Annotated in this window: 29 protein-coding genes; 4 read left to right on the top strand and 25 right to left on the bottom strand. The window is 59.1% G+C overall.

The genetic code is table 11. The annotated features are described in order from the left end of the window. Positions 1–68: 68 nt before the first annotated feature. The 4 genes from ACWGZX_RS28070 to ACWGZX_RS28055 all read left to right on the top strand — a co-directional run bounded on the left by ACWGZX_RS28070 (position 69) and on the right by ACWGZX_RS28055 (position 3244). Positions 69–413 (top strand): hypothetical protein, encoded by a 345-nt coding sequence (locus ACWGZX_RS28070; RefSeq protein WP_452626387.1) that lies wholly within the window; start codon positions 69–71, stop codon positions 411–413. A gap of 44 nt (positions 414–457) precedes the next feature. Further along, complete coding sequence (locus ACWGZX_RS28065; protein WP_452626386.1) at positions 458–712, top strand: hypothetical protein; 255 nt, start codon at positions 458–460, stop codon at positions 710–712. 54 nt (positions 713–766) lie between these two features. Continuing rightward, positions 767–2383 carry a DUF1254 domain-containing protein gene (locus ACWGZX_RS28060; protein WP_452626385.1) on the top strand — a complete coding sequence of 539 codons (1617 nt, stop codon included), beginning with the start codon at positions 767–769 and terminating at the stop codon, positions 2381–2383. Between the two features lie 333 nt (positions 2384–2716). Further along, entirely contained in the window at positions 2717–3244 is a 528-nt protein-coding gene (locus ACWGZX_RS28055) for a hypothetical protein (protein ID WP_452626384.1), read from the top strand. Positions 3245–3547: 303 nt separating this feature from the next. Here ACWGZX_RS28055 and ACWGZX_RS28050 read toward each other — a convergent pair whose 3' ends face one another. The 25 genes from ACWGZX_RS28050 to ACWGZX_RS27930 form a co-directional block, all read right to left on the bottom strand. Further along, positions 3548–4213, bottom strand: a complete 666-nt coding sequence (locus tag ACWGZX_RS28050) for a hypothetical protein (protein WP_452626383.1) — start codon at positions 4211–4213, stop codon at positions 3548–3550. Further along, a complete protein-coding gene (locus ACWGZX_RS28045; protein ID WP_452626382.1) occupies positions 4213–5274 on the bottom strand; it encodes a ParA family protein in 1062 nt (353 codons plus the stop codon). The genes ACWGZX_RS28050 and ACWGZX_RS28045 overlap by 1 nt, the downstream gene beginning before the upstream one ends. Before the next feature lie 365 nt (positions 5275–5639). Further along, positions 5640–6434 carry a DNA adenine methylase gene (locus ACWGZX_RS28040; protein ID WP_452626381.1) on the bottom strand — a complete coding sequence of 265 codons (795 nt, stop codon included), beginning with the start codon at positions 6432–6434 and terminating at the stop codon, positions 5640–5642. 201 nt (positions 6435–6635) lie between these two features. Continuing rightward, on the bottom strand, positions 6636–7670 hold the full coding sequence (locus ACWGZX_RS28035; RefSeq protein ID WP_452626380.1) for a phage late control D family protein: 1035 nt from the start codon (positions 7668–7670) through the stop codon (positions 6636–6638). Positions 7671–7722: 52 nt separating this feature from the next. Then, positions 7723–7929, bottom strand: a complete 207-nt coding sequence (locus ACWGZX_RS28030) for a tail protein X (protein WP_027923855.1) — start codon at positions 7927–7929, stop codon at positions 7723–7725. Further along, positions 7904–8761: a phage tail protein gene (locus ACWGZX_RS28025; protein ID WP_452626379.1), complete on the bottom strand. Its 858-nt coding sequence runs from the start codon at positions 8759–8761 to the stop codon at positions 7904–7906. Before ACWGZX_RS28025 ends, ACWGZX_RS28030 begins: the two co-directional genes overlap by 26 nt. A 9-nt stretch (positions 8762–8770) precedes the next feature. After that, positions 8771–11125, bottom strand: coding sequence for a phage tail tape measure protein (locus ACWGZX_RS28020; RefSeq protein ID WP_452626378.1), 2355 nt, complete (start codon positions 11123–11125; stop codon positions 8771–8773). 141 nt (positions 11126–11266) lie between these two features. Beyond that, the gene (locus ACWGZX_RS28015) at positions 11267–11575 is read right to left on the bottom strand and encodes a phage tail assembly protein (RefSeq protein ID WP_452626377.1); all 309 of its coding nucleotides are present in this window, start codon (positions 11573–11575) and stop codon (positions 11267–11269) included. Between the two features lie 11 nt (positions 11576–11586). Next, entirely contained in the window at positions 11587–12090 is a 504-nt protein-coding gene (locus tag ACWGZX_RS28010; protein ID WP_452626376.1) for a phage major tail tube protein, read from the bottom strand. A gap of 12 nt (positions 12091–12102) precedes the next feature. After that, a complete protein-coding gene (locus ACWGZX_RS28005) occupies positions 12103–13266 on the bottom strand; it encodes a phage tail sheath subtilisin-like domain-containing protein (RefSeq protein WP_452626375.1) in 1164 nt (387 codons plus the stop codon). 102 nt (positions 13267–13368) lie between these two features. Next, positions 13369–13800 (bottom strand): tail fiber assembly protein, encoded by a 432-nt coding sequence (locus ACWGZX_RS28000; protein WP_452626374.1) that lies wholly within the window; start codon positions 13798–13800, stop codon positions 13369–13371. Further along, positions 13800–16370, bottom strand: a complete 2571-nt coding sequence (locus ACWGZX_RS27995; protein WP_452626373.1) for a phage tail-collar fiber domain-containing protein — start codon at positions 16368–16370, stop codon at positions 13800–13802. The genes ACWGZX_RS28000 and ACWGZX_RS27995 overlap by 1 nt, the downstream gene beginning before the upstream one ends. Beyond that, the gene (locus ACWGZX_RS27990; RefSeq protein ID WP_452626372.1) at positions 16363–16974 is read right to left on the bottom strand and encodes a phage tail protein I; all 612 of its coding nucleotides are present in this window, start codon (positions 16972–16974) and stop codon (positions 16363–16365) included. The genes ACWGZX_RS27995 and ACWGZX_RS27990 overlap by 8 nt, the downstream gene beginning before the upstream one ends. A 1-nt stretch (position 16975) precedes the next feature. Then, entirely contained in the window at positions 16976–17854 is an 879-nt protein-coding gene (locus ACWGZX_RS27985; RefSeq protein ID WP_452626371.1) for a baseplate assembly protein, read from the bottom strand. Then, a complete protein-coding gene (locus tag ACWGZX_RS27980) occupies positions 17851–18177 on the bottom strand; it encodes a GPW/gp25 family protein (RefSeq protein ID WP_043302559.1) in 327 nt (108 codons plus the stop codon). Before ACWGZX_RS27980 ends, ACWGZX_RS27985 begins: the two co-directional genes overlap by 4 nt. A 13-nt stretch (positions 18178–18190) precedes the next feature. Continuing rightward, positions 18191–18412 carry a hypothetical protein gene (locus ACWGZX_RS27975; protein ID WP_452626370.1) on the bottom strand — a complete coding sequence of 74 codons (222 nt, stop codon included), beginning with the start codon at positions 18410–18412 and terminating at the stop codon, positions 18191–18193. Between the two features lie 57 nt (positions 18413–18469). Further along, positions 18470–19030 carry a phage baseplate assembly protein V gene (locus tag ACWGZX_RS27970; protein ID WP_452626369.1) on the bottom strand — a complete coding sequence of 187 codons (561 nt, stop codon included), beginning with the start codon at positions 19028–19030 and terminating at the stop codon, positions 18470–18472. Next, the gene (locus ACWGZX_RS27965) at positions 18997–19548 is read right to left on the bottom strand and encodes a hypothetical protein (RefSeq protein WP_452626368.1); all 552 of its coding nucleotides are present in this window, start codon (positions 19546–19548) and stop codon (positions 18997–18999) included. Before ACWGZX_RS27965 ends, ACWGZX_RS27970 begins: the two co-directional genes overlap by 34 nt. Continuing rightward, positions 19541–19858 (bottom strand): head-tail joining protein, encoded by a 318-nt coding sequence (locus ACWGZX_RS27960; RefSeq protein WP_452629078.1) that lies wholly within the window; start codon positions 19856–19858, stop codon positions 19541–19543. The genes ACWGZX_RS27965 and ACWGZX_RS27960 overlap by 8 nt, the downstream gene beginning before the upstream one ends. Before the next feature lie 44 nt (positions 19859–19902). Next, positions 19903–20223 (bottom strand): capsid cement protein, encoded by a 321-nt coding sequence (locus ACWGZX_RS27955; RefSeq protein WP_452626367.1) that lies wholly within the window; start codon positions 20221–20223, stop codon positions 19903–19905. Positions 20224–20290: 67 nt separating this feature from the next. Continuing rightward, positions 20291–22363 (bottom strand): ClpP-like prohead protease/major capsid protein fusion protein, encoded by a 2073-nt coding sequence (locus ACWGZX_RS27950; RefSeq protein WP_452626366.1) that lies wholly within the window; start codon positions 22361–22363, stop codon positions 20291–20293. Then, a complete protein-coding gene (locus ACWGZX_RS27945; RefSeq protein ID WP_452626365.1) occupies positions 22326–23876 on the bottom strand; it encodes a phage portal protein in 1551 nt (516 codons plus the stop codon). Before ACWGZX_RS27945 ends, ACWGZX_RS27950 begins: the two co-directional genes overlap by 38 nt. After that, positions 23873–24085, bottom strand: coding sequence for a primosomal replication protein PriB/PriC domain protein (locus ACWGZX_RS27940; RefSeq protein ID WP_223512680.1), 213 nt, complete (start codon positions 24083–24085; stop codon positions 23873–23875). Before ACWGZX_RS27940 ends, ACWGZX_RS27945 begins: the two co-directional genes overlap by 4 nt. Further along, complete coding sequence (locus tag ACWGZX_RS27935) at positions 24076–26157, bottom strand: phage terminase large subunit family protein (protein WP_452626364.1); 2082 nt, start codon at positions 26155–26157, stop codon at positions 24076–24078. The genes ACWGZX_RS27940 and ACWGZX_RS27935 overlap by 10 nt, the downstream gene beginning before the upstream one ends. Beyond that, positions 26120–26674, bottom strand: a complete 555-nt coding sequence (locus ACWGZX_RS27930) for a terminase small subunit (protein ID WP_151213746.1) — start codon at positions 26672–26674, stop codon at positions 26120–26122. The genes ACWGZX_RS27935 and ACWGZX_RS27930 overlap by 38 nt, the downstream gene beginning before the upstream one ends. Positions 26675–26686: the final 12 nt, after the last annotated feature.

The raw sequence follows: 26686 nt of genomic DNA, 5'->3' as shown, positions 1-26686 counted from the left end.
GATTCGCTCTCGCCCAAATCTCACGCCTCGATTACTGTATATATGAACAGTGCTTATAAGGCATGATTATGGACCCGTACGACATCGAAGACACCAGCGACTGGCTGGGATGCCCGACCGAACTTGAGACCTGTACTCACTACCTGCGCATGCTGGAAAACGAGGTGCAGGAACTGAGCCTGCAATTGAGGAAGGCACGGGAGGACATTTACGGGCTGGTGCAAATGTACGACGAAGTCGTTGCGCAACGCGATGAAGCAATGAGCAATCTCCGGCACAGATCCGGACAGCTCGCAATCGTCCGCAAGCAACTGTACGACCTCGACATTATGGCCAGAGGGAACAAGCGCGAAGCAGACCGCCTTCGTGGGATGCTAGACGGCCTTACCCCCGAACCAAAAACGATCGTTTAAGCTCAAGATTCATCTTTATGCCTCAGCTAACACCAGGATGCGGTATGAAATGCATTTTCATGATTGCTGGCGATCCGCGTTTGCGGGGCCAGGTCGGCTTGCTGATGGCACGCGAGAGACTGCGATCGGCCAAAAGCCGCCTGTGGTTGGAGCAATGGCAAATGTGCACCTATGCTCTGCCTGCTGGAAGAACTGATCACGCAGAACGTGCTGCTCCGACAATGGTGCGCAATAACTGTAGTAGGTCAGCCGTTCCGACGGTGCTCACCGTGACGCTGGCCTCAGCTGAAAAGGAGTGAACCCCCGGATTAAGAGCTATGCGAGGCATCGCAAACACACAAGGAGTGGTATCCATGAAAACGTTCCCCCGCACCACCATCGGACAGGGCGGCGCTGTGATTGCCAGCCTGTTGCTCGCTACCTGCGCATGGGCCGAGACGATCCCTGAGTCGCTCACGACGCCCGCCAAGAGCGAAACCCGCCTCGGCACGCTGGAATTCCTGGACGGCCAGCCGAACGAGGCGACGGTCGACAAAGTCTATGAGCAACTGGACTTCTCGCACGCGACTCGCGCGTTTTCGGACACTCTGCAAGGCGTCAGCATCCACGCTATCCGCAAGGGTCTGCAGGACATCGGCGTGAAAGACAACGAGGTGATCGTCTTCTCGGAGCTGATGGATTCCAAATCGCTGTTCCTGACGCCCAACGCCGACACGATCTATATCATCTCCGGTTTCGACCTCTCGAAGGGGCCGATGGTGGTGGAAGTCCCGCCAGGAGTCCTCGGCACCGCCCAGGATGCTTGGTTCCGCTGGATTATCGACATGGGCGTGCCAGGCCCTGATCGCGGCCAAGGAGGGAAATATCTAATCGTGCCGCCGGGCTACGAAGGCCCATTGCCAGAAGGGGAGTTCAACGTCGCCCACTCCAAGACCACACACGGCGTTTGGTTCGCGCGCGCGTTCATCGAGAACGGCAACGATCCCAAGCCGGTGGTCGAACAGATCAAGAAACTCACCAAGGTCTATCCCTACAAGGCTGGCGGTGTCGGCACACCAATTGCCGAGTTCTTAGCGGGCAAGGCCAAGCTTAGCGCGGTCACTCCGCCACCGCCGACCGCGTTCCATGAAGGCAGCGGCAAGGTGATGAACACCATTCCGCCGAACGACTTTTCATATTTCGAAATGTTGAACGAGGTCGTGCAGCAGGAACCGGCCACCAGCCTCGACCCCGAGTTGATGGGGCCAATCGCCGCCATCGGGATCGTTAAGGGCAAGCCCTTTGCACCTGATGCGCGAATGAAGAAGATTCTCATGGAAGCGCTGGTGGTAGCCAACGCGACGTCACGCAGCCTGTTCATGAGTCCGCGCGATAAGTCATGGTATTACTACGACAATGCGAATTGGCAGAACATGCTGTTCGCCACTGGCCACGAGTTCGAAACGCCGATTCCGCAGATCACGCCGGAGGGAGTGAAGCCTTTCCCTGCGACCGGCTACCGCCAACTAAATGCGCGTTCAGCCTTCTTCTACGGCGTCACCGGCATCACACCCGCGATGGCCATGCGACTACCCGGCGCTGGTTCGACGTATTTGTGGACTATGGTCGACGCTCAGAATAACTACTTCGATGGCGCCAAGACCTACAAGGTCAGCCTGCCGAAGGACATCCCCGCAGAAAAATTCTGGTCGTTCACGCTTTACGACAACATGACTCGGTCGATGCTCGACACACCACAGCGGTATCCGCGCTCCGGCAGCCAAAGCTTCCCATCACCGGCTGCGGAGCCAAACGCTGACGGGACGACGACGGTCTACTTTGGGCCGCAGCAACCTAAAGGAGTGGCACGCGGCAACTGGATCCAAACCATGCCCGGCAAAGGCTTCTTCCCATGTCTGCGCCTCTATAGCCCGCTGGAGCCGTTCTTCGCCAAAACCTGGCGTCCGAGCGAAGTCGAGCTGGTGAAGTGAGCTGCCCCGTCACGCAACAGTGACACAACGGCGGAGCCTTCTCTAAAAAGCAGGCTCACCGTCTACTATTCGCCCAATAGACACTTGTCTGAATGTCAGCATTGGGTCGGTTTGAGCCGGTCGTGGAAGGCAGAAATCGGCCAAAAGCGCTCACGAGATTCTCGCGTGCTCCTCGCCCACTGGAACGGACATATTAAAGTTCTGAGGCTGTGATCAATACCACCGGAACCAATCTGACTGGAGATAAGGGAATTAATCCAGTCGGGTATACGTCTGGCGGTGTGCCGGGATATCGTGGTCTGGCCCTTATTCCCCCAATAACGGAAAAACGCAATGGCTTTGACTTCCGTAGCACCTTACACCTTCAACTCCAACGAGTTATTAACTCTCGGAATTGCTGCCTATGCAGCGGTGGTTTCAACTTTCGTTCTAGGCTGGGACGCATACAAATGGTTGGCTTCTGGAGCAAAGATCGATTTATCCGCGTCCGCTGGGATGAAGATCTTTGGTGGTCCAATTACAGATCCGAAAACATACATCTCCATAACAGCATGGAATGTCGGTGACCAACCTACCACCATCACAAACTTGGGAGGTATGTACTTTGATTCTTGGTGGCGGGCATACGTCATTCGGCGGAAGGCTTCCGAGGCTTTCATCGTCACTCAACCATCGCAATCCCAACGTCTCCCGTATCGCTTTGAAGTCGGAGATCAATGGATCGGCTTAGCTGATCAGACTGATGACATCGTGGAGAAGGCAAGGGGCGGGTATTTGTTTTTTATCCTCTACACGGCTAAAGGTGGGCGTGGTCGTAGAGTTCGCGTGAAAGTTCGAAAGAACAAGACTGCTGAATCATGATATTTGTCGGTTGGCTACAAACTAACAATGTGGTCAAAGCGCTCACTTCGTTCGCTGGGGCCGGCAAAGTCTGGTGGCACGAAAGTGGCGTGGATTAAATCTTAGGGCGCTGGAGGCCACGGTTATTCAGATGTCCTTTCGATGTTATTCCAATCCAACACCGAAAATTCTGATGATTCGGATCGTGGCTGGCAGCAATCGACCCAAAGTGACGCTGGCGACAGGCAGAAACCTGCCGAAAGCTTCCAGTAAGATGTGGATACGACTCACCTCAAGGCAAGTCATATCGCTCAACTAAGATAATTAGCAGAATTGCGGCGGTGCGTTTGAACTTTTGAACTTATGATCCGTATATCTCAATAGCCAATTAATTTTTTCTTGGACAGCACTGGGTTCATATTTAGTTTTCTCTCTAATCACCGAAACGGCAGCTACGATAGCATCTGCCGATGCTGCTTCGTCAATTGTTAAAAAATCAACAAAAGCAGCACCGTCGTCCTGATGAGTCAATGGAAGTTCGTCCAATGAAACTGAAGTTTTTGCAAGCTGCAAAAGATCTTCCGATATTATGATGCGGGGATATCGCGCTTTCGCGCTTTCGAGATGGTACGCATCAATCATTGCCTTGCTAAACAAGAATTTTTCTTTAGAGAAATGCTTGCCAAATGTAATTCCACCACGACATAGCAAGCCATCTAACAGAAGCATCTGTTGCCATTTAGCAATGGTTTCTAAAAAACCCTTAAGCTCCGACATATCAAAGGGCCGGCTCAGGACTATAGAGTCTGAAAACTGAATAAGTGTTGCATCTAGATCTTTTGCAAATAAGGCGTTTGCTCTTACATGGGCACTATAAAGTAGTTCCAAGTATTTAGGCGCTTCGAAGGATTCGCAATCTGATTGAACCATGGCGGAAAAGCCTAGAATGTCAATAAATGCGACGAAATGAGTATCTAATGTTAACGCCACTACTTAACCTCCGCCAAGCGGTCGGCAAGCAGCTTAAACGAAGCTCTAAAGCTCTCCATTCGTCGCTCAGCATCAGTCCAAGTCTTGCCACCCCACTGCCCCCCTGCTTCTGTGACAAGGGCGGTGTCAGCTTGACTAATGGAAAACACCGCCTTGCCGACCTCCTGCATGAGCGGGGCTAATGTTCCAAAGTCTGGAATTTGAGCTGCAATGTACTCCTCCGGCTTCCAAGGGCACATCACGTGTTCAGCATTTGAATGCCGCGCCAGAGCGGGAACAAGGCAGGTCGTAATTTGTTCCGGAATTCGTTTCATCCACACTTCAAACCCAGGTTTCGGTCGACCTTTGTACAGTTTGAAAAACTGAGAAATAGCACCCAAGAAAATTGGAGTACCGTGTCGAACGGGCAAACCGAAGCTTTCGTAAGTTTTTTTAATTTGGGAGTGTTCGTCTAGCCATCGACCAACGATTGCAGACAACGTCGCTATCGCTTGCACATTAAAACGATCAGGAGCCACAGGGACAAAAAAAGCATCACAGGCCAGAAAAAAAGAGCGAGTAAGCGCGCCTGCACTGGGGCCCAGATCAATAAATACGTAATCGTACTTTCGGGAGCTAGATAGCCTTTCCAGCATATCGCCAATGGCTACATAGGTGCGCATCAAATTTGTGCGCGCCGCAAAGCGCTGAGAATGAGCTTCAGAAATATCATCTTCAATCGAATTTAAATCAACACTTCCCCGAATTAGTTCCAATCCAGGCTTGAGTTCCACCGTACGAATATTATCAATATCTACAATAGGTACTTCGCCGTCAATACGCGGCTTTAGGGCGTCTAATATACTTGAGCCCGGTAGCTCTTGAATAATTCCGGTTTTCTCGGCTACTGCATCTAATTCCGCTATGACTGTGCCCATGCATAACTCTGTTAGGTTGCACTGGGAGTCTGCATCAACAAGTAAGACTCTTTTGCCGTCATCAACAAGATAGTGAGCCAAATTGAAAGTGGTAGTGGTTTTAGACACGCCACCCTTATGATTGTACAGCGTAACGATGGGCATCTTTCCATCCTTGGTTTAAGTTGATGGTGCCTAGATTATGCACCTTGGATGAACGCCACGTTACCCTTTCACTACCTTGGCGTCTAGAAAGGCGAGTCAAGCTAGAACGCTAGACACGCAACCGTCCGCTTTTGGCCGATTCTGTTGAAAAAGTCGGCCATGGTTTGCGCATCAGAAAAGTACGTGTCCGAGGTTGAATTCTTTACTTTTGGCAGAGGCTTCCGGACTCGGATTTCACGTAGCAGCGTGCAAAAAAGGCGTTTTCACCAGTCAGTGATCAGGCAGTTTGGGCAGAGCGACTTTTTCAACAGAATCAGCCGATTTCTGCCCGTCACGACGGGCAGCAGACGACCTAGGCAGTCACGTCAAAATAGTCCTCCCAACGCCGCTGGCTCCCAGTTCATGATCACCAGTTCGCCACTGACCTCAGCCTTGCCCTGCCGCTGGTTGCTCGTGGTGTAACGAATATCCAGTGTCTCAAAGTGAAAGCCTTCGAACACCCGGCGGATGTCGGGGTGGTCGTTGATGCTGACCATCACCCTGCCCTTGCAGCGGCGCATGAAGTCGGCCATACGCTCGTAATTCTCAAACGGAAAATCCACGCCATAGCCGGCGGTTTGCCAGTACGGCGGATCCATGTAGTGGAAGGTATGCGGCCGGTCGTAGCGCTCGGCGCACTCCAGCCAAGGCAGGTTCTCGACGTAGGTGCCGGACAGGCGTTGCCAGGCAGCTGAAAGGTTTTCTTCGATGCGCAGCAGGTTGATCGACGGGGTGGTGGTCGCAGTGCCGAAGGTCTGCCCGGAGACCTTGCCGGCGAAGGCATGGTGTTGCAGATAGAAAAATCGGGCAGCGCGCTGGATGTCGGTGAGCGTTTCGACGCGGGTCATCTTCTGCCACTCGAACACCTGCCGTGAACTGAGCGCCCATTTGAACTGGCGCACAAATTCTTCGAGGTGGTTCTGCACCACGCGGTACAAGGTCACCAAGTCACCGTTGATGTCGTTCAGGACTTCCACCGGTGCTGCCTGGGGCCGCATGAAGTACAGCGCGGCACCGCCGGCAAACACCTCTACATAGCATTCGTGTGGGGGAAAAAGCGGAATGAGGCGATCGGCCAGGCGGCGTTTGCCGCCCATCCAAGGAATGATTGGGGTAGACATGGATAGCAAGACCTTTACTGTATAAATAAACAGGTGCTAGGCTCGCTCTGCTTTGTGCACAGAGCAGGAGCCTTGGCGGGACTTGCAGGGACAATCTGCGGGGACGGTGGCCAGGCTGGGTGTTGACGCATCCAGCCTGGCCGCTCCTTTTACTTTGATTTTTGAAACTTCTGACTCGGGACGACTCTTACGCCCGGGCGATCAATCCGGCACTTCAAGCACGACTTGCTGCGGCTTGCCGGAGGCCTTGGCCTTGCCCTCCTTGCCGCCATTGCACTCCACCGACACCGTCCACCCGGACGGGGTGAAGGTGTGATCGACCGACTCCACCAGGTAATCGCCATCGAGCCCGCGCTTGAAGCCTTGCGCCTCGATCATGATTTCGGCAAACAGGTCGGTCCGGCCCGGCAGGTCGAGGCGCACCGAGGCCGTCGAACGATTGAACGCCGCCAATCGTGCCTTCGCCGCTTCGTCGGCCGCCGTGCGGTCCGGGTAGATATGCCGATCGGTGTGCACCGGCGGCAGGCCCTCGGGCACGTTGGGATTGTCCAGGTGCGAAATCTGTAATTCCCCGCTGTCCGAGTCCTGGTACTGGGTGCTGACCCCTTGATGCGCACTGCGGTCGCTCAAGCGAAACTGCCAACGGGTCACGTCATTGCGTTGCAAGGTGATTACACCCAAGGCCTTGCCACTGGCGCTTTGCCCGCCCTGTCGCGGCAGGACCAGCAGCTTGCCGTCGGCTACCTTGGCAGTGCAGTCGTGTTTCTTGGCCAGGCGGGTGATGAAGTTGAAGTCGGACTCATTCAGCTGATCCATGCGCGGCACGCGGGTGTCGACTGGACACGAAGGCTGCCAGCCATTGCGCGCTGCCACGTCACCGACAATCTGCGCCAGACTGACGTCTTCCCAGCTACCGCTGCGCGTGGTTTTGCCGCTGCCGCGCATGTCGCTGGCCTTGCCGCTGATCACCAGCGTGTCCGGCGGGCCGGAAACGGCCACCTCGTCCACGGTGTAGCGGCCCATGCGCGTCAGGTCGGCGCCGGCATAACCCAGGTAGACCTCGATACTCGCGCCACGCACGGGCAGCGACACCGCGCCGTCGCGGTCATCAATGCGCAGCTCAAACGAATCTGAAGCCATGCCGGGCCGATCGGACAGCTGCAGCGAGACCAGTCGATCATTGATCAAGGTGGTGATGTCGGCACCGTCGGCGACGATGCGGAAAAGTGGTTGCATGTCGGCACTCCAGACAAGAAAAAGCCCGCAGACGGCGGGCTGGGTAACGGGATCAGTCCCAAAGTGAAATCACGCTGTCGGGCTCGATTACCAGATCCGGCAGCGTGATCAGCACGCCGGCCCGGAACGGTTGCGGCTCATCGGCCAAGCCCTGATTGGCCGCCAGCACCGCCTCGACACTGCGGTTCAGGTGGCCGTAATAGTGGTGGCACAGGGTGTCGAGCAGATCCCCGTCAGCTGTTCTGCAAGTCATCGCCATAACGGACAAACTCCAATGAAAAGCCTTGCTTGCGCGGGATCGCCCCAGGCAGCAAGGCGCTTTGCTCTTCGTCAATAGTGGTCAAACACCAGTTGCCCAATACCTCGCCATAACCCGTGGTCAGGTTCAGCGGCAGCAACTTCGCACCGATGCTGCGCAGCCTATCCAGCTGCTTCAAGCCGCCTTTGTAGCTCGGGTAGATCGCGCCTTTGATGGTGATTTTCTCATCCCCCAGACCCACGGCCTGTTGCGCCGGACGCCGGGTCAGGCGCTCCTGCGCGGCCCAGCGAAACGAGGTCTGCCGGCGCAGTTCGTCAAATGCCGCGGTGTCCAGGTTGAAGTAATACGGCCGCTCATTGGCTTTCAGCGGATAGAGGATCAGCAGGTGCGGAAACGGCTTCACCGCGTCGGATATTGGCGTCATGTCGCCGGCAAACCATTCGGTGGGGAAGATGTTGCCCAGCGCGGCATTGGCCTTGCCGGCCACCTTGTTGAACGCCGCGCCAAAGCGGCCAATCTGCTCAGTCAACGCGGAAAAGTGCTCATCAAACTGGGCCAGCGCGCGCTGGGTCTGGTTGTAAAAGCTGGCCACCTTGCCGATCTTGGCCTGCGCCGAGTTGATTGCACTTTGCAGACGCCGGGTCTTGTCGCTCAGGTCCTCGCTGATAAAGGGCAAGCCTTCCAGCGCATCCGCCGCCCCGCTGATTTCATTGAGCGCGCCATTCATGGGCCCGGTCATCGACTCGAGGTCAGTGCGACCAGCTTCACCGGCGTCGACCATGTACTTCAGCCCGCCCTGCAAGTGTTGCAGGTAGGTCTTTTCATCCGTCATAACACTTCCTTAGCCCACGTGGGGCGCATCAAACAACTGGCGGTCACGCGCCTCCCGGGCAAAGTCCTCGAACTGACGGCTCAGGTACGGCATCAACTCCTGCGCCAACCGCGCTGGGTCTGTCACATCGCCCTGCACGGTAATGACCGGTGCCGGGGCGAAGGTGAACTGCTGATCGACCTTCGGCCATTCGGGTGCTTTTACCGCCGTGGTCGCCATCAATGCCGCCGCCGTGACCGGCGTAGCGGGAGCGTTTTCCATCGAGCGTACGACCGCGCCAACGCCCTGGCCGGCGGCCAGGGGCAAGATGCCGATCGGCGCTTTGGCAGGCGTGTCCGGCCCGCCAAACAACGCCTTGCCCATGGTCGCCCCTATCTTGCCCCCGCCCCACGCACCGAGCATGCCGCCGATAATCCCGCCAATGGCGGTACCGACCACGGGGACGATCGAACCTAAAGCTGCGCCGGCGGCGGCACCGCCGAGCACACCACCCACGAGCCCGCCCACCGCGTTACCGTAGCCCTCGGCTTTTTCATCCTTGGTTTTCGCATGCTGATAGGTGTCCGCTATTTTCAAACCGCTATCGACCAGGGCCAAAGGCCCGAGGCGTTTCGCCACGGTGACGCCCTTTGCCACCGCGCCACCGATGGGCAACTTGCCCTTGCGGCCCTTGCCGACGCCATCCTCCAACCCGCCACCGACGTCGTCGGGGTTGGTGACAAACACCCGCTGCACGATGTCGGATTTGCTACCCACCGAACCGCGCGCAATGTTCGCCAGGCCCCGGCCGATCTTCAGCGCGGCCCAGGCCTTGCCCGCCAGCAAGGCACCGGCGCTCACCGCCGCCAGGCCCAGCACCACTTGGGGTGTTTCCTCGGACAGCGCGGTCAAACCCCGCGCCGCCGCCCCGATACCGCTGGCCAGCGCATCCGTCGCCGGGCGCAGGGCATCACCGATGGCCCGCAGCGAATCATTGAACGCCTGACCGGTTTCGGCCCAGCGTTGCGCTGACGTTTCACGACGTTCATTCAGGTTTTTGTCGAGTATGTCCTTGCGCGGGCCGTTGGGGTCCGAGGCGCCTTTTTTCAGCTCCGCGTAGAATTTTTTGTTCTGGGTGTACGCCATCAGGGCCGTCTTGACCTGCATGTCGGCAAACAGATCGCCGGTACGCAGGGTGGCGGCCAAGGCATCGGCCATCGCTTGCGCCTTGGCCGGATCGGTCTCCTGGCTGATCTGGGTCAGCCCCTGATCCAGCTGCCTGGCCTTTTTCGGATCGGTCTTTTCCACATACCGGCGTGCCAGTTCGAAGCTGGCCTCGAAGGTCGACATGCCCTTGCCAATGGCGGCATTCATCGAGCCCTGATAGTCAATCCCGGCATCGGCATAGCCTTTGACCGTTTCCTCCGAACCGATTTTCGCGACCCAGTTTTTCAGGTTGTTCGCCGCCTCATCGGCACTGCCGGCGCTCTTGATCTGCACCTGCAGCATCGCTCCCAGTTGCGTGACCGCCTCCTGACCGGTGATGCCGGTGCTGGCCATCTGCGCCAACAGCTCCGGAAACCACTTGGCCATGTCCGCCGCCTCGAAGCTGCCTTGCTGGCCCAGCAGGGCCACCGAGGCCAAGGCCTGTTCCATTTTCTGCGGGTCGGTGATCTTGGCGTTGTTCTGCATCGCCAGAATCATCTTCGCCGTATCCGCGCCCGACGCCCCCTGCCCGACCGCAAACTTGGCGGCCACCGGTGCATATTTCAGCGCTTCGGTCAGGTCCATGCCGCCACCGACCAGTTGGTTCACCAGCTCGGCCACTTGGGTGTTGGCCATGCCGGTGTCCTTTGAGGTCTGGACGATATCCCGGGCGGTGTTCACTTCCTGCTGGGTATTGGCGGTGCCGGACTTGATCGCAATGTCGCGAATGATCGCCTGAAAATCCGCGCTGACCTTGGTCGGCACCGCCGCCAGGGTGGTGCCGGCCACCGCGGTGCCGATCCCGCTGCGCAGGCTTTCCTGCCCGTCCTGCACCTGGCCCATGCCTTTGGCCTTGAACTCGGCACTGCGCACCACCTTGCCCAGCGCCATGTATTCTTTTGTCAGGCGCCCGACTTCAATGCCCTGTTTGCGCAGGCTGCTGTTGTTAGCCTCCAGCTTTTTGAGCAAGGCACCGGCATTGGCCGCGCCGCTGTCGTGGGCTTTTTTCCATTCCTCGCGCAGACGCATGGTCTCGCCGATGACTTTCTGCAAGCCCTTGGCGCGCGTGGTTTGCGCCTCGAGCTTTTTCATTTCGCCGCTGACGTTCTTGAAGGCGGCGCCCAGGGATGAATCGACGGCGCCGCCAATCACCAGCCCGAGCGAGAGTTTGTTCGACATGGTTATCACCTACGTGCGACGGGATGGGCTCAGTCCGTGAGCCACCAGACCATCTCGGAAAACGACAGCCCCTGAATCTCGGCCGCCGAAAAGTTCAGCTCGACGGCCAAGCGTTTAGCCAGGGCTTTTTGCAGCCTGGGGTTAAACCCCGTCGTCTGCTCCCACACGAAAATAGGCGGTCTGCAGACGTCGGTAATCACGCATCAGCAGCCCCTCCAGATCCGCTCGGCCGATGCTCGCCAGGCTGCAGAACAGGACCATTTCCTGCTCTTCTTCGTTGCTCCCGCCTTGCAAGGTGGCGGCGCGCATCTCGCGCACCGTCGGCTCACGCAGGGTCAGCTTGTCGACCTTGATGCCGTTGGCCTCGCTCGCTTTGGATAACATGACGGTGGCAATGCCATCGCCCAGTTGCAGCCACTTGGGCAGGACGTTGTTTTTTGCGTTGCTCATGGTGTGGCTCCTTACATGCCCAGGGCAGACCGCACGGCGGCCAGTTGGTCGACGCCGTCGATGACGCGGATCGAGTTGAGGGGATCGATTTCAAACATCACGCTGCCGTCGATTTCCAGCTTGTAATAGGTCACCGCGACGGCGTACTTGAACTCGCCTTTTTCGCCCGGTTTCCAGTCCCCCGGATCGACTTCCTTGAGGCTGCCACGCAGGGTGGCGACCACCGATTTGATTGCACCTTTTTGGCCCTTGAAGGCACCGCGGAACGAGGCGTTGAACCCGGTCAGGTCGGCCTGGCCGAAGAACTTCAGCACCTCGCGGCGCACGCCGTTGGTGAGAAAGCTGGCTTCCAGCTTTTCCATCCCCATGTCGAGTTCCACCGCCGCGTCCATGCCGCCCGCGCGGTACTCGTCGGTCTTGAGGGTCAGCTTGGGCAAGGTCAGGCTCGGTACATCGCCTTGCAGGCTGATACCGTCAACGAACAGGTTGGTGTTGTAGAGCACTTCAGGAATCATAAAGCGGCCTCCTTAGGCGGCGGTATCCAGCACTTCAGTGATCCACTGATCGGTCACCTCCACGCGGAAGTTCGGGTTTTCGGCCGGCGGTACGTCGGTGAAACGGATATTCCAGTACACCTTGCCGTCGCTCAGTTCGCTGGAAGTGTTCAACTCTTCGTCGGCATAGACTTCAAAGTTGATGATGGCGCCCTGGTTCTTCAGGTCGCGCATGAACGCCTGAAGGCCTTCGGTTACGTCCTTGACGTAGGTCGCGGTGATCGAGCGGTCGACGGCCCACTTGTGCGCGTAGAGGATCGCGTCCATGACGATATCCAGCGTGCGCACGCGGGTGACAAACTTCCATTTCGGATCACTGGACAGCGTGCGGTTGCCCCACAGGCGGTAGCCGTCATCACGAATGATCGTGGTGATGTTGGCGTTGTTCAGCACGTTGGCCCGGCAGGACGCATCGCCGTCGAGAAACTCGATCGGCCGCGTGGTGCCAGTGATGCCAACAAACTCCTTGTTCGACGGCGAGGCCCAGAAACCGTAGGTGGCATCGGTCCAGGCAAACAGGCCGGCAGTCCAGGCCGAGGCCGGCGCGTTGACCGTGGCACTGGTCCCGGTGTCCCAGAACTGCACACCCGGATCGACCATGTAGGCGTGTTTGCTGCCGAAGTTGGCGGCATAGGCGATCGCGGCTTCGTCGGTGGTGTTCGGCCCGTCGATGATGGCCATGGCCCGCATCTTGTCGCCCAGTGCCACCAGCTCGGTGGCCACCGCCAGCGTCGACGAGTACCCCGGAGTCACCAACAACCGTGGCTGCGCGTTGAACTTGCTTTTGCCGTTGAGCAACGCCTGCATACCGGTCCGGGTGCCGTCGGCCCAAACGCCGCCGATGATCGCTGACAGCTGCTCGGCCGGGTCTTCCAGTATCGGCACACCAACGGCGACAATCACCGCCTTCGACCGCTTAAAAATGGCCTTGCAGTCCTGGGTGATCGCCGCATCCGGCCCCCAGGCCGCGACCGCTTCGCTTTCGCGGGTGATCAGCAGCAGTTCGTTGGCTGCAGCCGTGGCCGGCTGGCCCACGGTAAAGGTGTTGCACAGGCCGATGATCGACGCGGACGGGGTGGCGATATGCCGTGCCCCGGTATCCACCAGGGACACGGTGACACCGTGAAAAAAACTCATAGAGTGATACTCCAGAAACGAAAAAGCCCCGCATAAGCGAGGCGTTCGGGATGGTTCGTGTAACGCGTAACGGAAAACAAAACGCCCCGTCAGTGCGGGGCGTTAGGGGGTCTGCTGATCCGGTTTGACCGGCCACTCCATCGTCCGTGGCCAACCTGCTTGCTGCGGCACTTCACTCAGCTCGATGCGGTAGAACTTCCAGGCACTCAATTGCTCGACCTGCTCGGCAATGGCCAGGCCCAGATCGACTGCATCCTGCAACGGCGCCACCGCCAGGCCGGCTTCGTGCATCAGCCGTTGCTGCTGAGCCCGCGCCGCAGGCAACAAAGCCGCGTCCGATGGCGGCTCATACGCAGCGATCTCGCCATACTCACCGGCGACCAAACGCGCGTAGATCTCCGGACCGTAACTGGTCGAGTCATCGGGTGTGGCCGTGAAGGGAATGGTGTCCAGCTCTTCGGTGACCAGTATCAGGTTGATGGCGGTGTGGGCTACATCAGCCCATTGCGGGGTCAATACATGGGTGTAGTTCATCACGCCACCCTCAAATAAATGGATACAGAGTCATCGGTTGAGTTGTCGGTGTTATTCAGGGAGCCCATCAACATCCAAGTACCTGCCGGTGGGCCTTGAGACGATAAACCGTAAGCATCGCTGTAGAACAAATTGCCCCCGGCAGTAAGGGAGCCGGGAGCAATAGCACCACCAGCAGCAGCACGAAACATGCCGTAAGTGCCGACAGCACCAACAACAAAACTGGCTATGGCGCTGCGCACTTTTTCTGTACCAATGGCATCGGTCCACATTGCGCCCATATCAGCGGCATCAACCTGTACTTTTACTATGCCCAAGGCATTGCTATAACCAATATGGACTTTGTTGGCATCCTGACCTGCTCCACCACCTTGTTGCACGGGAGTAAAGTTCAACAATAGCTGATATAACGCCGGGTTAAAGTTACTCTCGGTCCAGATTTTTCCGAAATCGGTCGTATCGACCTGTATACCGACATCGCCAGTATCATCCCGATAGCCAATAAAAACTTTGTTGATTGATTGACCCACTCCCCCGCCTTGCTGCACGGGGGTAAAACCCAACGAAGGCTGATATAACGCCGGGTCGAAGTTGGAAGTATCCCAACTGGTAGACCATGCGCCCCATGCATTGCCGTAAATAAGGGCACGCGTATAGAGAGTGCCGCTGCTATTGGCAATCATTAGTTGAGTGGTGACATCCACCCCTTTCATCACCAACAACGTTGAATTCGGGGCGCCAGCAGGAATATTCGGCCCCGTGGTTACCCGGTAAACCCCCGCATCCGTCAGGGTATCAATGTCGGTTCCATCCGGAACAAGGATGCCGCCCTGACCCCAGCCATATGCCCCCGCGAGCAGTACGTGGCCTGGGGTGTCATCTTGGGGAGAGGTTTGTTTAACCAGATTGCTGGAGTCCCACAGGCTCTGCCAGTCACCCCAGGTTCCGGTGGCAAAGTCCCCGGTTCGGTAACGGTAGGCGCTCGCGCTGTTCGTCACCCGCGCCTCTTGATAGGCCAGGTTGCCAAACGATCGTTCGATGTGGACCACCAGCCCATGATCACTGCCGGAGATGTTCGGACGGTTCAGGGTGTCGGCCGTATAGGTATAGGTGCCACCAACCTGCGCGGCGTTGAAGTCATCGCCCGGTAAATTGGGGGCTACTCCTCCGACGCCAAATGCACCGTTGAGCAATACGCGCCCCGCCGTGGAGTCCCAGGCGTTCGACTGTTTAACCAGTGAGCCACTGTCCCACTGGGTTTTCCAGGCGGACCAGGTCGCGCCGGAAGCACTGCCACCGCGCGTGAACAAAACCCCGGTGCTGTATTCAATGATCAACTGCAACGTCACGTCGCGGCCCACCCCGACAATCATGACGGAGTTGGTTAGGCCTGTGGGACCATGTGTTGGCGAGCCTTCAATGCGATAAAAGCCGGCGGTGCGAATGGTGTTGAGGTCGGTACCGGCCACCAGGCTGATACCCGCCCCACCCAGCCCAAAAGCCCCGACCTTCATCAGCGCATCCACCGTGGCATCGTCCAGATCGGATTGCACGTCCGCCGTCGCGGCGGTTCCCAGCCCAAGGTTATCGCGAGCCTCAGCCACATCCTCGACATCGGCGAGATTTTCACTCACTGCCAGGGCATCGGTGATGCCGTAGCCGTCCAGGGTGGTCGGGTTGGTGCCCGCGATCACACGCCCAAGGGCATCGATGGTGACACTGCGAAACGTGCCCACACCGACCCCACTGCCGCCCGCGATCATTTCAAACTGCAAACCGGTGGTGCCGAGGGTGATCGGCGCGTCGGTGACCAACTGCCAGAGGCTGTCGCCGTTGGTCGTGCCCTGCTCGACGTGGATAAACAACCCCGGTGTCACTTCCAGGCTGTTGTCCGCATCGGCGGCCCGGGCCCAGCCTTCGGCGCTGACGACATAGACACCGTTGTCCTCGGCCTCTGCCTGGGCGGTCACCAGCACGCGGTCACCGGCGGCCACGGCCACGTCATCGATGGTCTGCACATTGCTCAAGGTGATGGGGACCGTGGCCGCCACCCGCGCTGACTGTTTGTGATCCAGCTTGGCCAGCGCCTCACTGATCGCGAGGTCGACGTATTCACGCGTGGCCAGCACCACCGCCGGGTCGATCTTCAGCACGATGTTCGCCGAGCTGCTGACGATGAAGTTCATCCGCACCACTTGGGTCTTGCCCGTGCCTTGCGCCAACAACGGTTTATAGCTCGGCGCACAGTTGGCCACCGCCACCAGATCACCGTCGACGTCGTACAGGCCGATCTCGCGAATCCACTCACCGCCCACCTCGGGCGGAATGATCTGCTCGGTGATCACGGTGTTGGGATTGGCCGGATCGACGCGGATCTGGTTGATCGGTGCGCGACGCCATTCATTGATCAATTGGGTTTGCAGACGATCGGGAATCGGGTCGGTGCCGTTGGCATCGCCCAGGCCCATCTCGGTAAACATCCAGTCCAGGCCCATGGCAATGGCGTTGGCATGTTTGGCTTCGCCGACCGCTGTGAGAATGGCAAAAAACTGACTGGTCTTATCAATCATAGGGATAAACATCCAAAGTATCGGTTTCATCGACGCAGAGCGCCGGGCCAAAAGTGCCGGTCACGTCGATGTCTTGCGGGGTCGGTGGGTACACGTCGATCTCTTCGCCCTCTTCAACGCACACGGCAATGCCCAGCACCCCCTCGGTCTGCAGACTGAGCGCCAGGTTGGTCATGTGCCGGCTGACCGGACGGGCATCGTCGATCAACCACCCCAGTTCCTCGTACAGTTCCTCGGTGATGCCGGCGTCATTCAGGCCGACCTCCAGGGCGAAGGTGCCGGGCACGCCTTCCGGCACGGTGTCGAACCATTCGACGACATCGATCAAATAGCCCAAGGGCTCGACCACCCGCCGCAGCGCACCGATGGTGCCTTTGCGTGCATGCACGTCGTACGCCGAACGGATCGCCGTGCGCTTGGCTTCCTGTGTCCAGTTGTTGTTCCAGCGGTCCACCGACCAGGCCGAAGCCAGATACGGCAACAAGTGCTCGGGGCAGGTGTCGGCGTTGTACAAACTGCGCAGCGGGATCAGCGTGTTTTCGTAATTGGCCGCTTCCACGGCCAGCTCCAGCGGCGTGCTGTTGAGCGGTAACTGAGTACTCATGTCAGGCCCCCAGCGTCACGCTGTAGCCGGTGCAATACGCCGCCTCGGCCTTGGTCGGCTTGATATCGGTCCAGCCCAGCAGCTCGACCCGGGCGATGCCGGGAATGTGCAATTGCGCATCGATCCCCGAGCGCGCCACTTCCAGACCCAAGCGGCGGCGTGGGTTGATCCACTCACTCAGGCGTTTCTCGCTTTCGGCCAGGTAGGCTTCGTTTTCTGGACCGGGTGCCTGCGGGTACAGCACTGCTTCAATGCGGTAGTCGATGACCACGGCGCTCTGCACCGTGAGGCGGTCGGCCACCGGCCGCACGTCCTCGTCATTCAGGTGCAGCCGGACCTCTTCCAGCAATTCTGGCGAGGCGGCGCCGCTGCCTTCCAGGCTGAGCACGGTGACCACCACCACGGCCGGTGACGGACTTTCCGCCGTGGCATCGGCCACCAGGCCCGAGGCGTTGCGCGCATGCAGGATGTAGCTATTACGCGGTCCCGCCGTGGTCAGACCCTCATACGACAGCTGCACCCGCTCGCGCAGGGCATCGTCCTCTTCAAGCACCTGAGGCGTCGGTGGCACCGTGCTCGAATCTCCCGCCTGAATCACCAGGCGTTGCAGGTTGACGTTGGCCGCCAGGTGATCGAGGTCGGCCCGCTCAGCATGGGCCAACAGCAAGGCCTTGCCCGCATCGTTGACCCGCGCCCGGTTCTGCAAGGCGCCATACGCGGCCTGCTCGATCAGTTTGAGCACCGGATCGCTTTCCAGCTCCGCGCTCCAGTTGTCGCCCATGCTCAGGCGGAAGGCTTCGAGTTTCTCCTGGTAGACCTCTTCAAAGTCGAGGTCTTCCAGCACTTGCGGCGGCGGCAGGGCCGCCAGTTCCATGGTCATGCGGACACCTCCAAAGTCACGTCGCTACCCAGGTACTGCCCGGTCAGCTCAAAGGTGATACGACCGTCGAGAATGGCCACGGCGCGCACCCGGCCCAGTTTCAGGCGAGGCTCCCAACGCCCTAGCGTGCTGGCCACTTCCGCCTGCACGGCACTTTTCCAGCCGTCATTCACCGGCAGGTCGACAAAACGCCGCAGCTTGCTGCCGTACTCCGGGCGCATGCGTCGGCTGCCCAAGGGCGTGGACAAGATGTCCTCGATGGACTGGCGCAGGTGATCGAGGCCGGAAATCAGTTGGCCGGTGCGGCGGTCCAGTCCGATCATCCCGATCATGGGATCAGCCCTCGACCGCGACAAAATCCTTGCGACCCTGCAAATACTCGATCGCAACCGTGTCATCCGAGGCCACCGCGACCTGGCCCTTTTCCACTTTCAAGGTGCGCTCGGCGTCCAGCAGAATCAGCACCCGCGAGGTGTACAGGGTGTCGCGAAAGAGGCTCAGCGTGGCCGGCGCGGGTGCATCCGTGGCGACCGGAATTGACTTGGTTTTACTCGTCATGCTTTTTCTCCAGACATGAAAAAGCCCGCGCGCGGCGGGCTGAAGGTGAATGTGAACTCAATGCGAGTGGTTGCTGCTATTGCCCCCGGTGTCCATGATCGTGCCGGCGCCGGTGATGTCGCCGGATACACTCAGCGTTCCGTCGATGCTCACCTCACCTACCAACGTAATCTGGCTGGCCGTCACCCGGACGTGAGCCGGCGTTACCTCAAATTGCGATCCGCCGACCGTGATCGTCGCACTGCTGCCATTGGGCAGATCGATGCTGTAACTGCCGGCCTGCCAGTCGTAGACCAGCGAGCCGCCATCGTCGAAGGACCAGGCCTCGACGTGATCACGGTTGTCCGGCGGTGCCCCGGCGTTGCCATACAGCCCCGGGATAAACGTGCCCATGGCCGGATCACCGCTGGGGCTGAACAGCACGCCCTGCTCCCCCGGACTTGGCGCCCGCCAGTGACGGGCCTTGCCCGCCGCCAGACTGTGCCAGCGCACCCAGGCACTGACCCAGGTACCGGCCTTAACGCGCACCCGGCCGGCCATCAGATCGATGCCGACCACCACACAGGGCAGCAGCATCGCCGCGATCATCCGGTCATGTTCGGCGCTGGCGTATCCCATGCCAGATCCTCCGGCTGAAAGTAGTGATCTTCATTGCCGGTACCGGTACAGCCATCGACGTTCAGGTACAGGGAACCCGGCGGTTCGACTGGCCATAACCATTCGGTTTCGCCAATCTGGAATACCTGTTTCCACTCCACGATCCACACCACAAATTGCGCCAGCTCCGGCATCGAGTCGTCCGGAAATGCACGCACATCCTGCACCTCTTCGACAAAGTCCAGACCCCAATACTGCCCGCGCAAAATCTTGCTGATCTCGGCGGCCAGAATGGCGGCCTGCAAGGACGCTTTGCTGATGGTCGAATCGACCATAATGCACACCTGAAAGCGGCCGCTCAGGGAGGTTTTGCCGCTGCCGTTGTCGGCGGATTCGCCGATTTCCGTCAGGGCAAACAACACCGCCGGCAGACCGACTTCAGCATTCAGCTCGGGAAACGCCTCGACGCTGACCACCGACGGCAAGCCGGCGCGGAACGTCGCCTCGATCGCATTGTGTAAGGTCGTCAGCTCATCCATTGTTCAAACTCAGTATGAAAGTGACCATGCCGGCACCGTCTGGCTCGCGCTTGCTGACTTTGTAACGACCACCACCCTGCTCCACCGGTAGATCGATGGTGAGAAAGGTGTCTTTCTCGATGCCCGTTGCCTCCACGACGCGCGCCGTAAAGGTTGGCGCCAGAACGTTATCTGTCACGATGGCATTGCCCAGGCGCACGCTCTTCGATTTGCCGCCGACATCCGCACCAACAAAAGGCGAGAAGAACGCACCGGACAGCGACAGGCCGTCCGGCTTGATGGCGCGATCGCCGAGGCGATCGACCAACACTGCATCCATCCGGGCCGTGACGTCACGAAAGCGGCCCAGCGTGGTCACTGGATCAACAACGCTTCGGCAATACCGCCGACCGGAGCGCTCATCAATTTGCCGAACGGCACCAGGTCACCGGTGGCCGTGAGCGGATCGACCAGCACACCGGCTTGCAGGGCCACCTTCTGCCCCTGCATCAGCGCCGCATCGGCGGGCAAGCGCCAGACGCCACCGATATGGCCAACCAATACGTCCCCCTCGACGCCACTGGCCATCGGGATTACCACCAGATCGACCAATACCAACGGCACACCAGATGCTGCGCCACCGGCCGGGGCAGTGAAGGTCACGGTTTGGCCGGGACCCGAATAGTTTTTGGACATACGCATTTCTCCTGCATAGAAACAACAAACCCCGCACGCGGCGGGGTATTGAGAGGAATCACAACCGTCAGCGGGCTTTAGTTGCTGCCACACCGACTGACTTGTTCAGACCACGATAATCCAGCGCCGCGACACCGGCATCGATCCGCACCTTGCTCGTCACACCATCAATGGTGAAACCCTGCTGCTGCTCCATGTAGGGCTGTTCAACGCCGTCCAGGTAAGCGACTTCGATGGTGTCAGTACCTTGGCGGGCGGCTTCATACCAGGTGACCGGCGAATCATCGTCCAGGCGTGGCTCGGCGATCACCGTGGCGAAATTGCGGATCGGGTTGTCGATGCCAGCATTGGTGTCGACGCCAGGCACCGACGCCGAGCGGATCAGTTGGTTGGTCTTGTCTTCCAGCGCCACCGGCACCAGGACAAACGCCGGGCGAATGTTCAAGGTGCGGGCCTTGCCGCCCTCGACCTCGGTTTTCTGCAATGCCATGGCGGTCTTGGCCCTGCTCAGCGCTTCGATCGACATGTTCGCGCCGGTACCGGAGAACAGGTTGTTGCGCTCTGCATCGAACAGAGCTTTGCCGTCGCTCATCACCGGCGAATGGATCAGCGTGTCATAGACGAGATCGCCGATGGTGCCGCGCGCGGCCAGGCCCATGTTGTAAGGCACTGTGCTCAACTGGTCGAGGTCATCGTTGATGATCGCCTGACGGGTGATGCTGAACATCTCACCGTAGGTGGCCAAGCGGATTTTTTCGCCACGGTCATTGGTGGTGATGTACTTGTATTCAGCCCCTGGGCGAACTTCACGCAGGCTCGGGAACGCACCCATGCCGACCCGGGACGCCACCTTGAAGTCACTCAAGCGGCCTTTTTTGGTCCACAGGTGATAGGTTTCCGGCGCCTCGTCCCAGCCGAGCAGGACCGACTTGGCGGCGCTGTCCACCAGGATGTTGCCGAAGTCGCTGGAGTCATGGGTGAACGCAAGGCCGACCATGGCCATCGGATCAAGGGTAGCCACCAGGATGCCGCGGTCATGCAGCGAAGCGCGGGCCAGTTCGCGCAGGCTCATGTGGTTATAGGCGTTGTCTTTCTGGTTTTCCGCCTGGCCCAAACGACCCGCCAGCGAGGCGCGCACCGAATCGCCGACCAGGTTGCCGTTGCCGATGTGGCCATGGTGGCTAGGTCCACCCGTGGGGGTGGTGGTCGAACCCAGCGCCACCAGCAGTTTTTCCCGCGCCATCTCGGCCGTACAGCTCAGGTCGTTGAGGCAGGTGTTGAGCAGTTCGGTGTGGCTGGTGACCAGCGAACCACAGAATGCGGCATTGATCGCCGTGCGGCGAGTCCCGTCCGCTGCCATGACTTGAGCGCGCATCTGATCCAGGGTCAAAGCGACCGGCGCCGGATCGACAATCGGCGCTGGGGTCGGGGTTGGGGTTGGAGCTGGAGTTGGGGCCGGTGCGGGGGTTGGAGCGGAAGCGCGTGGATTGAACAGATTTTGTGCCAAAGGAGGCATATTGGTGAACTCCTGCATACGTTTCGAAGTGAGTTGAGCGGCCGCCTTGAACGGATCAAGCACCTTGTCAGCGAAACCGGCCGCCACCGCTTCGTTGCCATCCATCCAGGTTTCAGCCTTGAGCAACACCTGGATGTCCTCGATCGATTTGCCCGACTTGCGCATGTACGCCTGAATCAACGTGCTCTCGACCTTGTCGAGTAAATCGGCGTACTCGCGCATGGCATCGGCATCACCGACCTGACCACCCCACGGCTTGTGAATCATCATCATGGCGTTGGCCGGCATGTTGATTTCATCCCCGGCCATGGCGACCACGCTGGCCATCGAAGCGGCCAGGCCGTCGATGTACACCACCACCCGTGCCGAATGGCCGCGCAGCAGGTTGTACATGGTCGTCCCTTCAAACACGTCGCCACCTGGCGAATGGATGTGCAGGTTGATCTGTGACACATCGCCGATGGCGGCCAGATCGCGAGCGAACTGCTTGGCGGTAATGCCCCAGGCGCCGATTTCGTCGTACAGCATCACCTCGACCATCCCGCGCTGCTGCGCAGCACGGAGCGAGTACCAGCTTTCGCCGGGCTTATTCGTCGGGGTTATCGAGGCCCTCGGCCTCATCATCGGCAGGCTTCGCTTTGTTTTGCTGTTCATTGCTTTGCGTTTTTCCATAGGTCTCGTGATAGAAGTCCGAACTGAAGACCAGTCCCTGTTCCCGGTTGGTTTTGATTTCCGAAGCCCGGGAACGCTTGAGTTCCTGCGGGTTGCGCTGCCGCGCCCGCGCTACTTCCGACTCATCGGCAAAGCCCGCTTCAACCAGGATCTTCCAGGCATTGGCCTCATGGATCGGGTTGATCCAGGGCATCACCGGCCCTTGGTAAATCGCGCCGAAAACCGTGTCCGGATCGACGTCGGCCGGCACTTGGATCACCCCACTGGCGATCGCCATGTGCAGCCATTCGCGATAAACCGGGCGACTCCAGTAGTCGATAAATTCGTGCTGCAGCAGGTCATAACCCGCCTGCCCCTCGACCAGCTCCTGCCGCTGTGCCGAATAGGTGCCGTCGTAACTGCGCGCCACACTGGAGTAGGTGCCCCGAGTGCCGGCGGCCACGGCCTTGAGCTGACCGTTGCGAAAGCCTTCCAGAAAGGGGTTGGGCCGATTACTTTCGATCATGCCGACGTCTTCGCCGGGCAGCAGGCCGTCGAACACCATGCCCGGACCGATGGGAATGCTCCGGGCGCTGACGCTCTGACCATTCACGGCAGACGGTGCGGTGTAGTCATCCGGCGTACCTTTCTTGATGTACATGGCCAGCGCCGCGCTAATACGGGCGGCGACCCGTTCGCTTTCCTCGTAATCCTTGATGTCCGCCAAGCGAACCAGCACGGCATGCAGCAGCGGCTGGCCACGGTTTTGACCGATGCGCTTGCGGTGCGCGATGTGAATCATCTGCTCGGCTGGCACACGCTTGGTGGCCAACGCCAGCTGGTAACCGGCGGTGTGCCCGGGATGATGTTTGACCAGGTGAAAGGCACGGACCCGGCGCCACTGATTGCGCTCAATCCCCTGCACGATGCCCTTGGCTTCATCGTTGTATTCCCACGGCAGGTAATCCGGCTCCAGCAACTCTAGGGCGAAGGGCACCACGTTCAAATGCTCATAGCTGGGCACTCGCCCCTTGAGCTTCTGCGCCAAGGCTTCGCCGTCGCGCAGCCAGGTGCGGCACACCTGTCGCTCCATCTGCGGGCGGGACAGCTCGCCGGACGTTTCCGGGCGCAACGACCACTCGGCCCAGCGGGCCTTGATCTGCGCCGCAAACTCCAGGTGCACTTCTCCGGCATAGCTCAAGGGAAACGGCTCGACCGCGATGCCCATGCCGCCCACTACGCGCTCTTCCAGGCGATCAAACAAACCGGTAACGATGTCGTGGTCTTCGTCCAGCTTGCGGCATTGTTCGCGCAGGGAACGCGCCGAACGCTGCAGTGAGCGATCCGCACTGGCGGATTGTTTCTTGGCCTGATGCGTGCGAGTCATCTGCGCGGCTTCAAAGGCCATGATCTTGTGACGAGCATGCAGACGTTCAGCCACCAGTCCCGGAAACACCGGGGCCAGTACGCGATCCAGCAGGTTCATCGGAATGTCGCCAGGGCGTACGGCGGCTGCCCCGCCGCCGCTGCCTGTTGCCCTCGCACCCTGCGCTCCCATTCCAGTCGGCCGGCGCGAATTTCTTCCAGATCATCCATGATCAGTTTGCGACCGTTAAAGAGGATTTCTTTGCCCTGCAGGATGGCCAGTTCGGCCTCCAGATAGCGGTCCACCATGTCTTGAGCGGTTATAGCCATGCGCCTTGTCCTGTATTAAGCCAGCCACCCGACTCGGTGGGCTGGTCGGATGATTGTTCAGGCTCTACCTCAGGCACCGACACCGTGGCCGGTGTCAGAGCAGCAACGGTGGCCCGTTTGCTTTCCTGCTCGTAACTCATCGGCACAGCCCAGGTGCCTGACGGCAACTGCTGTGCGAGCAGGTCGAGATTCATGCCAAAGCGCTGCTGCGTTATGCGTAACGCCGCCAAGGCGTACACCAGACAATCAAGCGCTTCGTTTCGGCGCCCGCCGGCATCCCAACGTTGAACACGCTGATGCTTGACGATCACCCACTTGCGGCGCTCGGCAGTCAGTTGCCGCAATTCGTCTTCGCCGCAAATCATCTCGTTGGCAGGCAGGTGGATACAGCCAGGCACTGGCGCGCCCGAGCTATCCGGCTGCATCTTGAGACGGCCGTAAATCAGCTCTTTGGCATTGTCGGTACCCACTTCGACCAGATACGCACGCCCACCCTTGACCTTGGTTTTCTTACGCGGCCAGGTCGCAATCGGCTTCCCGTAGGTCGAGGCACCAAATACAGGGATCACCCACTGGGTGCCGTGCTTGATGCACTCTTCACGTACTTCATCGCAGTAGTGACCACCCTGGTCCCAACACCAACGCTCGACGCCCATCACCGTGCCATCCGCCCGGGTGAAGGTCTTGTGGATCTCGATGCCGACCTTGGCCCGCAGCTCGATGCCGCCCGGGTCACCTTGAAGCACGAACTTATGGACCAGCCACGCTTCTTCACCTGCGCCAAACGCCCAGACGCGGCCTTCATAGCGGTCATCCTGGGTATCAATGCCGCCGAACAGAGCAACGGCTTTGGCCGGCACTTGCGGGTAGATCTCCCGGCGCGCGTGCAGCTGCTGCCATTCCAATTGCTCACCTTGGTCCTCTTCCCACGCTTCGCCCAAGGTGGTGTTGACGAAGGTTTTGAGCTTGCCCCGATCCTTCTTGATCTTGAGCCATTCCGTGACAACTTCGGCCCAAGTCACAAACTCCGAGTACACCGTCCAGATATGGAAAGTCACCGAACGCGGTGACGGTATTGAAGTGTCCACATCGGTGAACCAGTCCATGCCGTCCCGCGTCCAGATACCGGTGCGCTCGCAGATGTAGCGACCGTTGACGGATGCCGCGACCATTTCGTGGTATTCGAAGGTACAGCCATGGCCGGACTCACACAGGTACCAGGCCTTGGTCACCTGCCCCAGCTCATCCACGGCCCACTTGATACCGAACGGCGTAGCCGGGTCGCCCCACTTCAGGTATTGCTCGGTACCGCAGCACGGGCACTTGATGTTGAAGCGTAGAAAGTGCGGGGAATCATTGGCCGCCCGCGTGATCTGGCAACCCTCCCCCGAGGTTTCCTCATTGTCGTCAGCGACCACCACTGTCGTCGGGGTCGATCCGCGTATGGACTTTTTGAATGTGGCACCTTCCAGGCGTTTGTCGCCAAGAATGGTCGGGGCTCCCTCGCCCTCGATGTCCGCGTTGAACTTCGAAAGCTCGTCATAAATCACTTCATCCGGGCTTTTCTCCCGGTAATTTTTCGCTGCCGTGCCACCCAGGCACCACAGCATTTTGGCGTTATCGAAGCGCTTTTCATCCAGCGTGTTATCGCGATGCTTCACCCCGTACCAAGGCGCCAAGGCGCGCACCACAGGACTGTCACGAATCATCGTTTCGATGTGCCGCTTCATCATGCCGTCAGCGTCGCCATCGGTTGGGCACCAGACAATGACGTTGCGTTTCTTGTGCTGGACCTTGTAGCCCATGTTGGCCACCAGCATTTTGGTGTAACCAACCCGCGCCGACTTCAGCACGTTGACTTCACGGATCAGGTCGTTGCCCATTGCGTTGAGAATCGCAACCTGAAAAGGCGCCGTCGTCCAATCGCCTTCCTGGTAGGACGACTCGGACGACAGATAGAAATGTTCATCGGCCCATTCAACGGCTGTGCGCGGCGGCTCTTTGTAGAGCCCGGCGAGCCCCTTGCGGACACCCTCAACCAGCGCCCTCATCCAAGGTGTCGACAAACTCATCAAGCAACTCCGGCAAAAGATCAGCCAAGCCGACCGCATCATTACGCGTCACGGCGACTTCGCGCTGGATCGCCTCAAGGTGACGCACCTCGATGTCGGGGCACTTGCGTTTAACCTTCAAGTGCACGGTGTCGAGGGTTGACCCGAGCTTTGCGCTCAGACGAGACAATGCGAACAAGCAAAAATCAACCGGTACCAGCTTCTTGGCCTTAACCTTGTTTCGCATTTCCTGAGCGTCCGCCTGCTCAGTTGTCAGTCGCAATTTTTGCTGCGCCTGTTTGTATTCAATGAGCGGATCGAGGGGATCACCGTTGTCGTCGACAGGTTGGTCTTTTGTCACCTGATGCTTGAGTCGGTTATCCAGCACAGATCGGACGTCGTAGAACACGTCGCGGCCGATCTTCGCAACGGGCTGAACGCCCCATTTATCAAAGGCCTGAGTCGTGATACCGAGGCTGGTAGCCATGCGCGACTTGTTGAGCCAATGAGGCTCGCGGGAGATGGTCGGATTGGCCATGGACTAAACAAC

Source organism: Pseudomonas sp. CLCA07, assembly GCF_053615335.1.
This window is presented reverse-complemented; position numbering and strand designations above follow the sequence as displayed.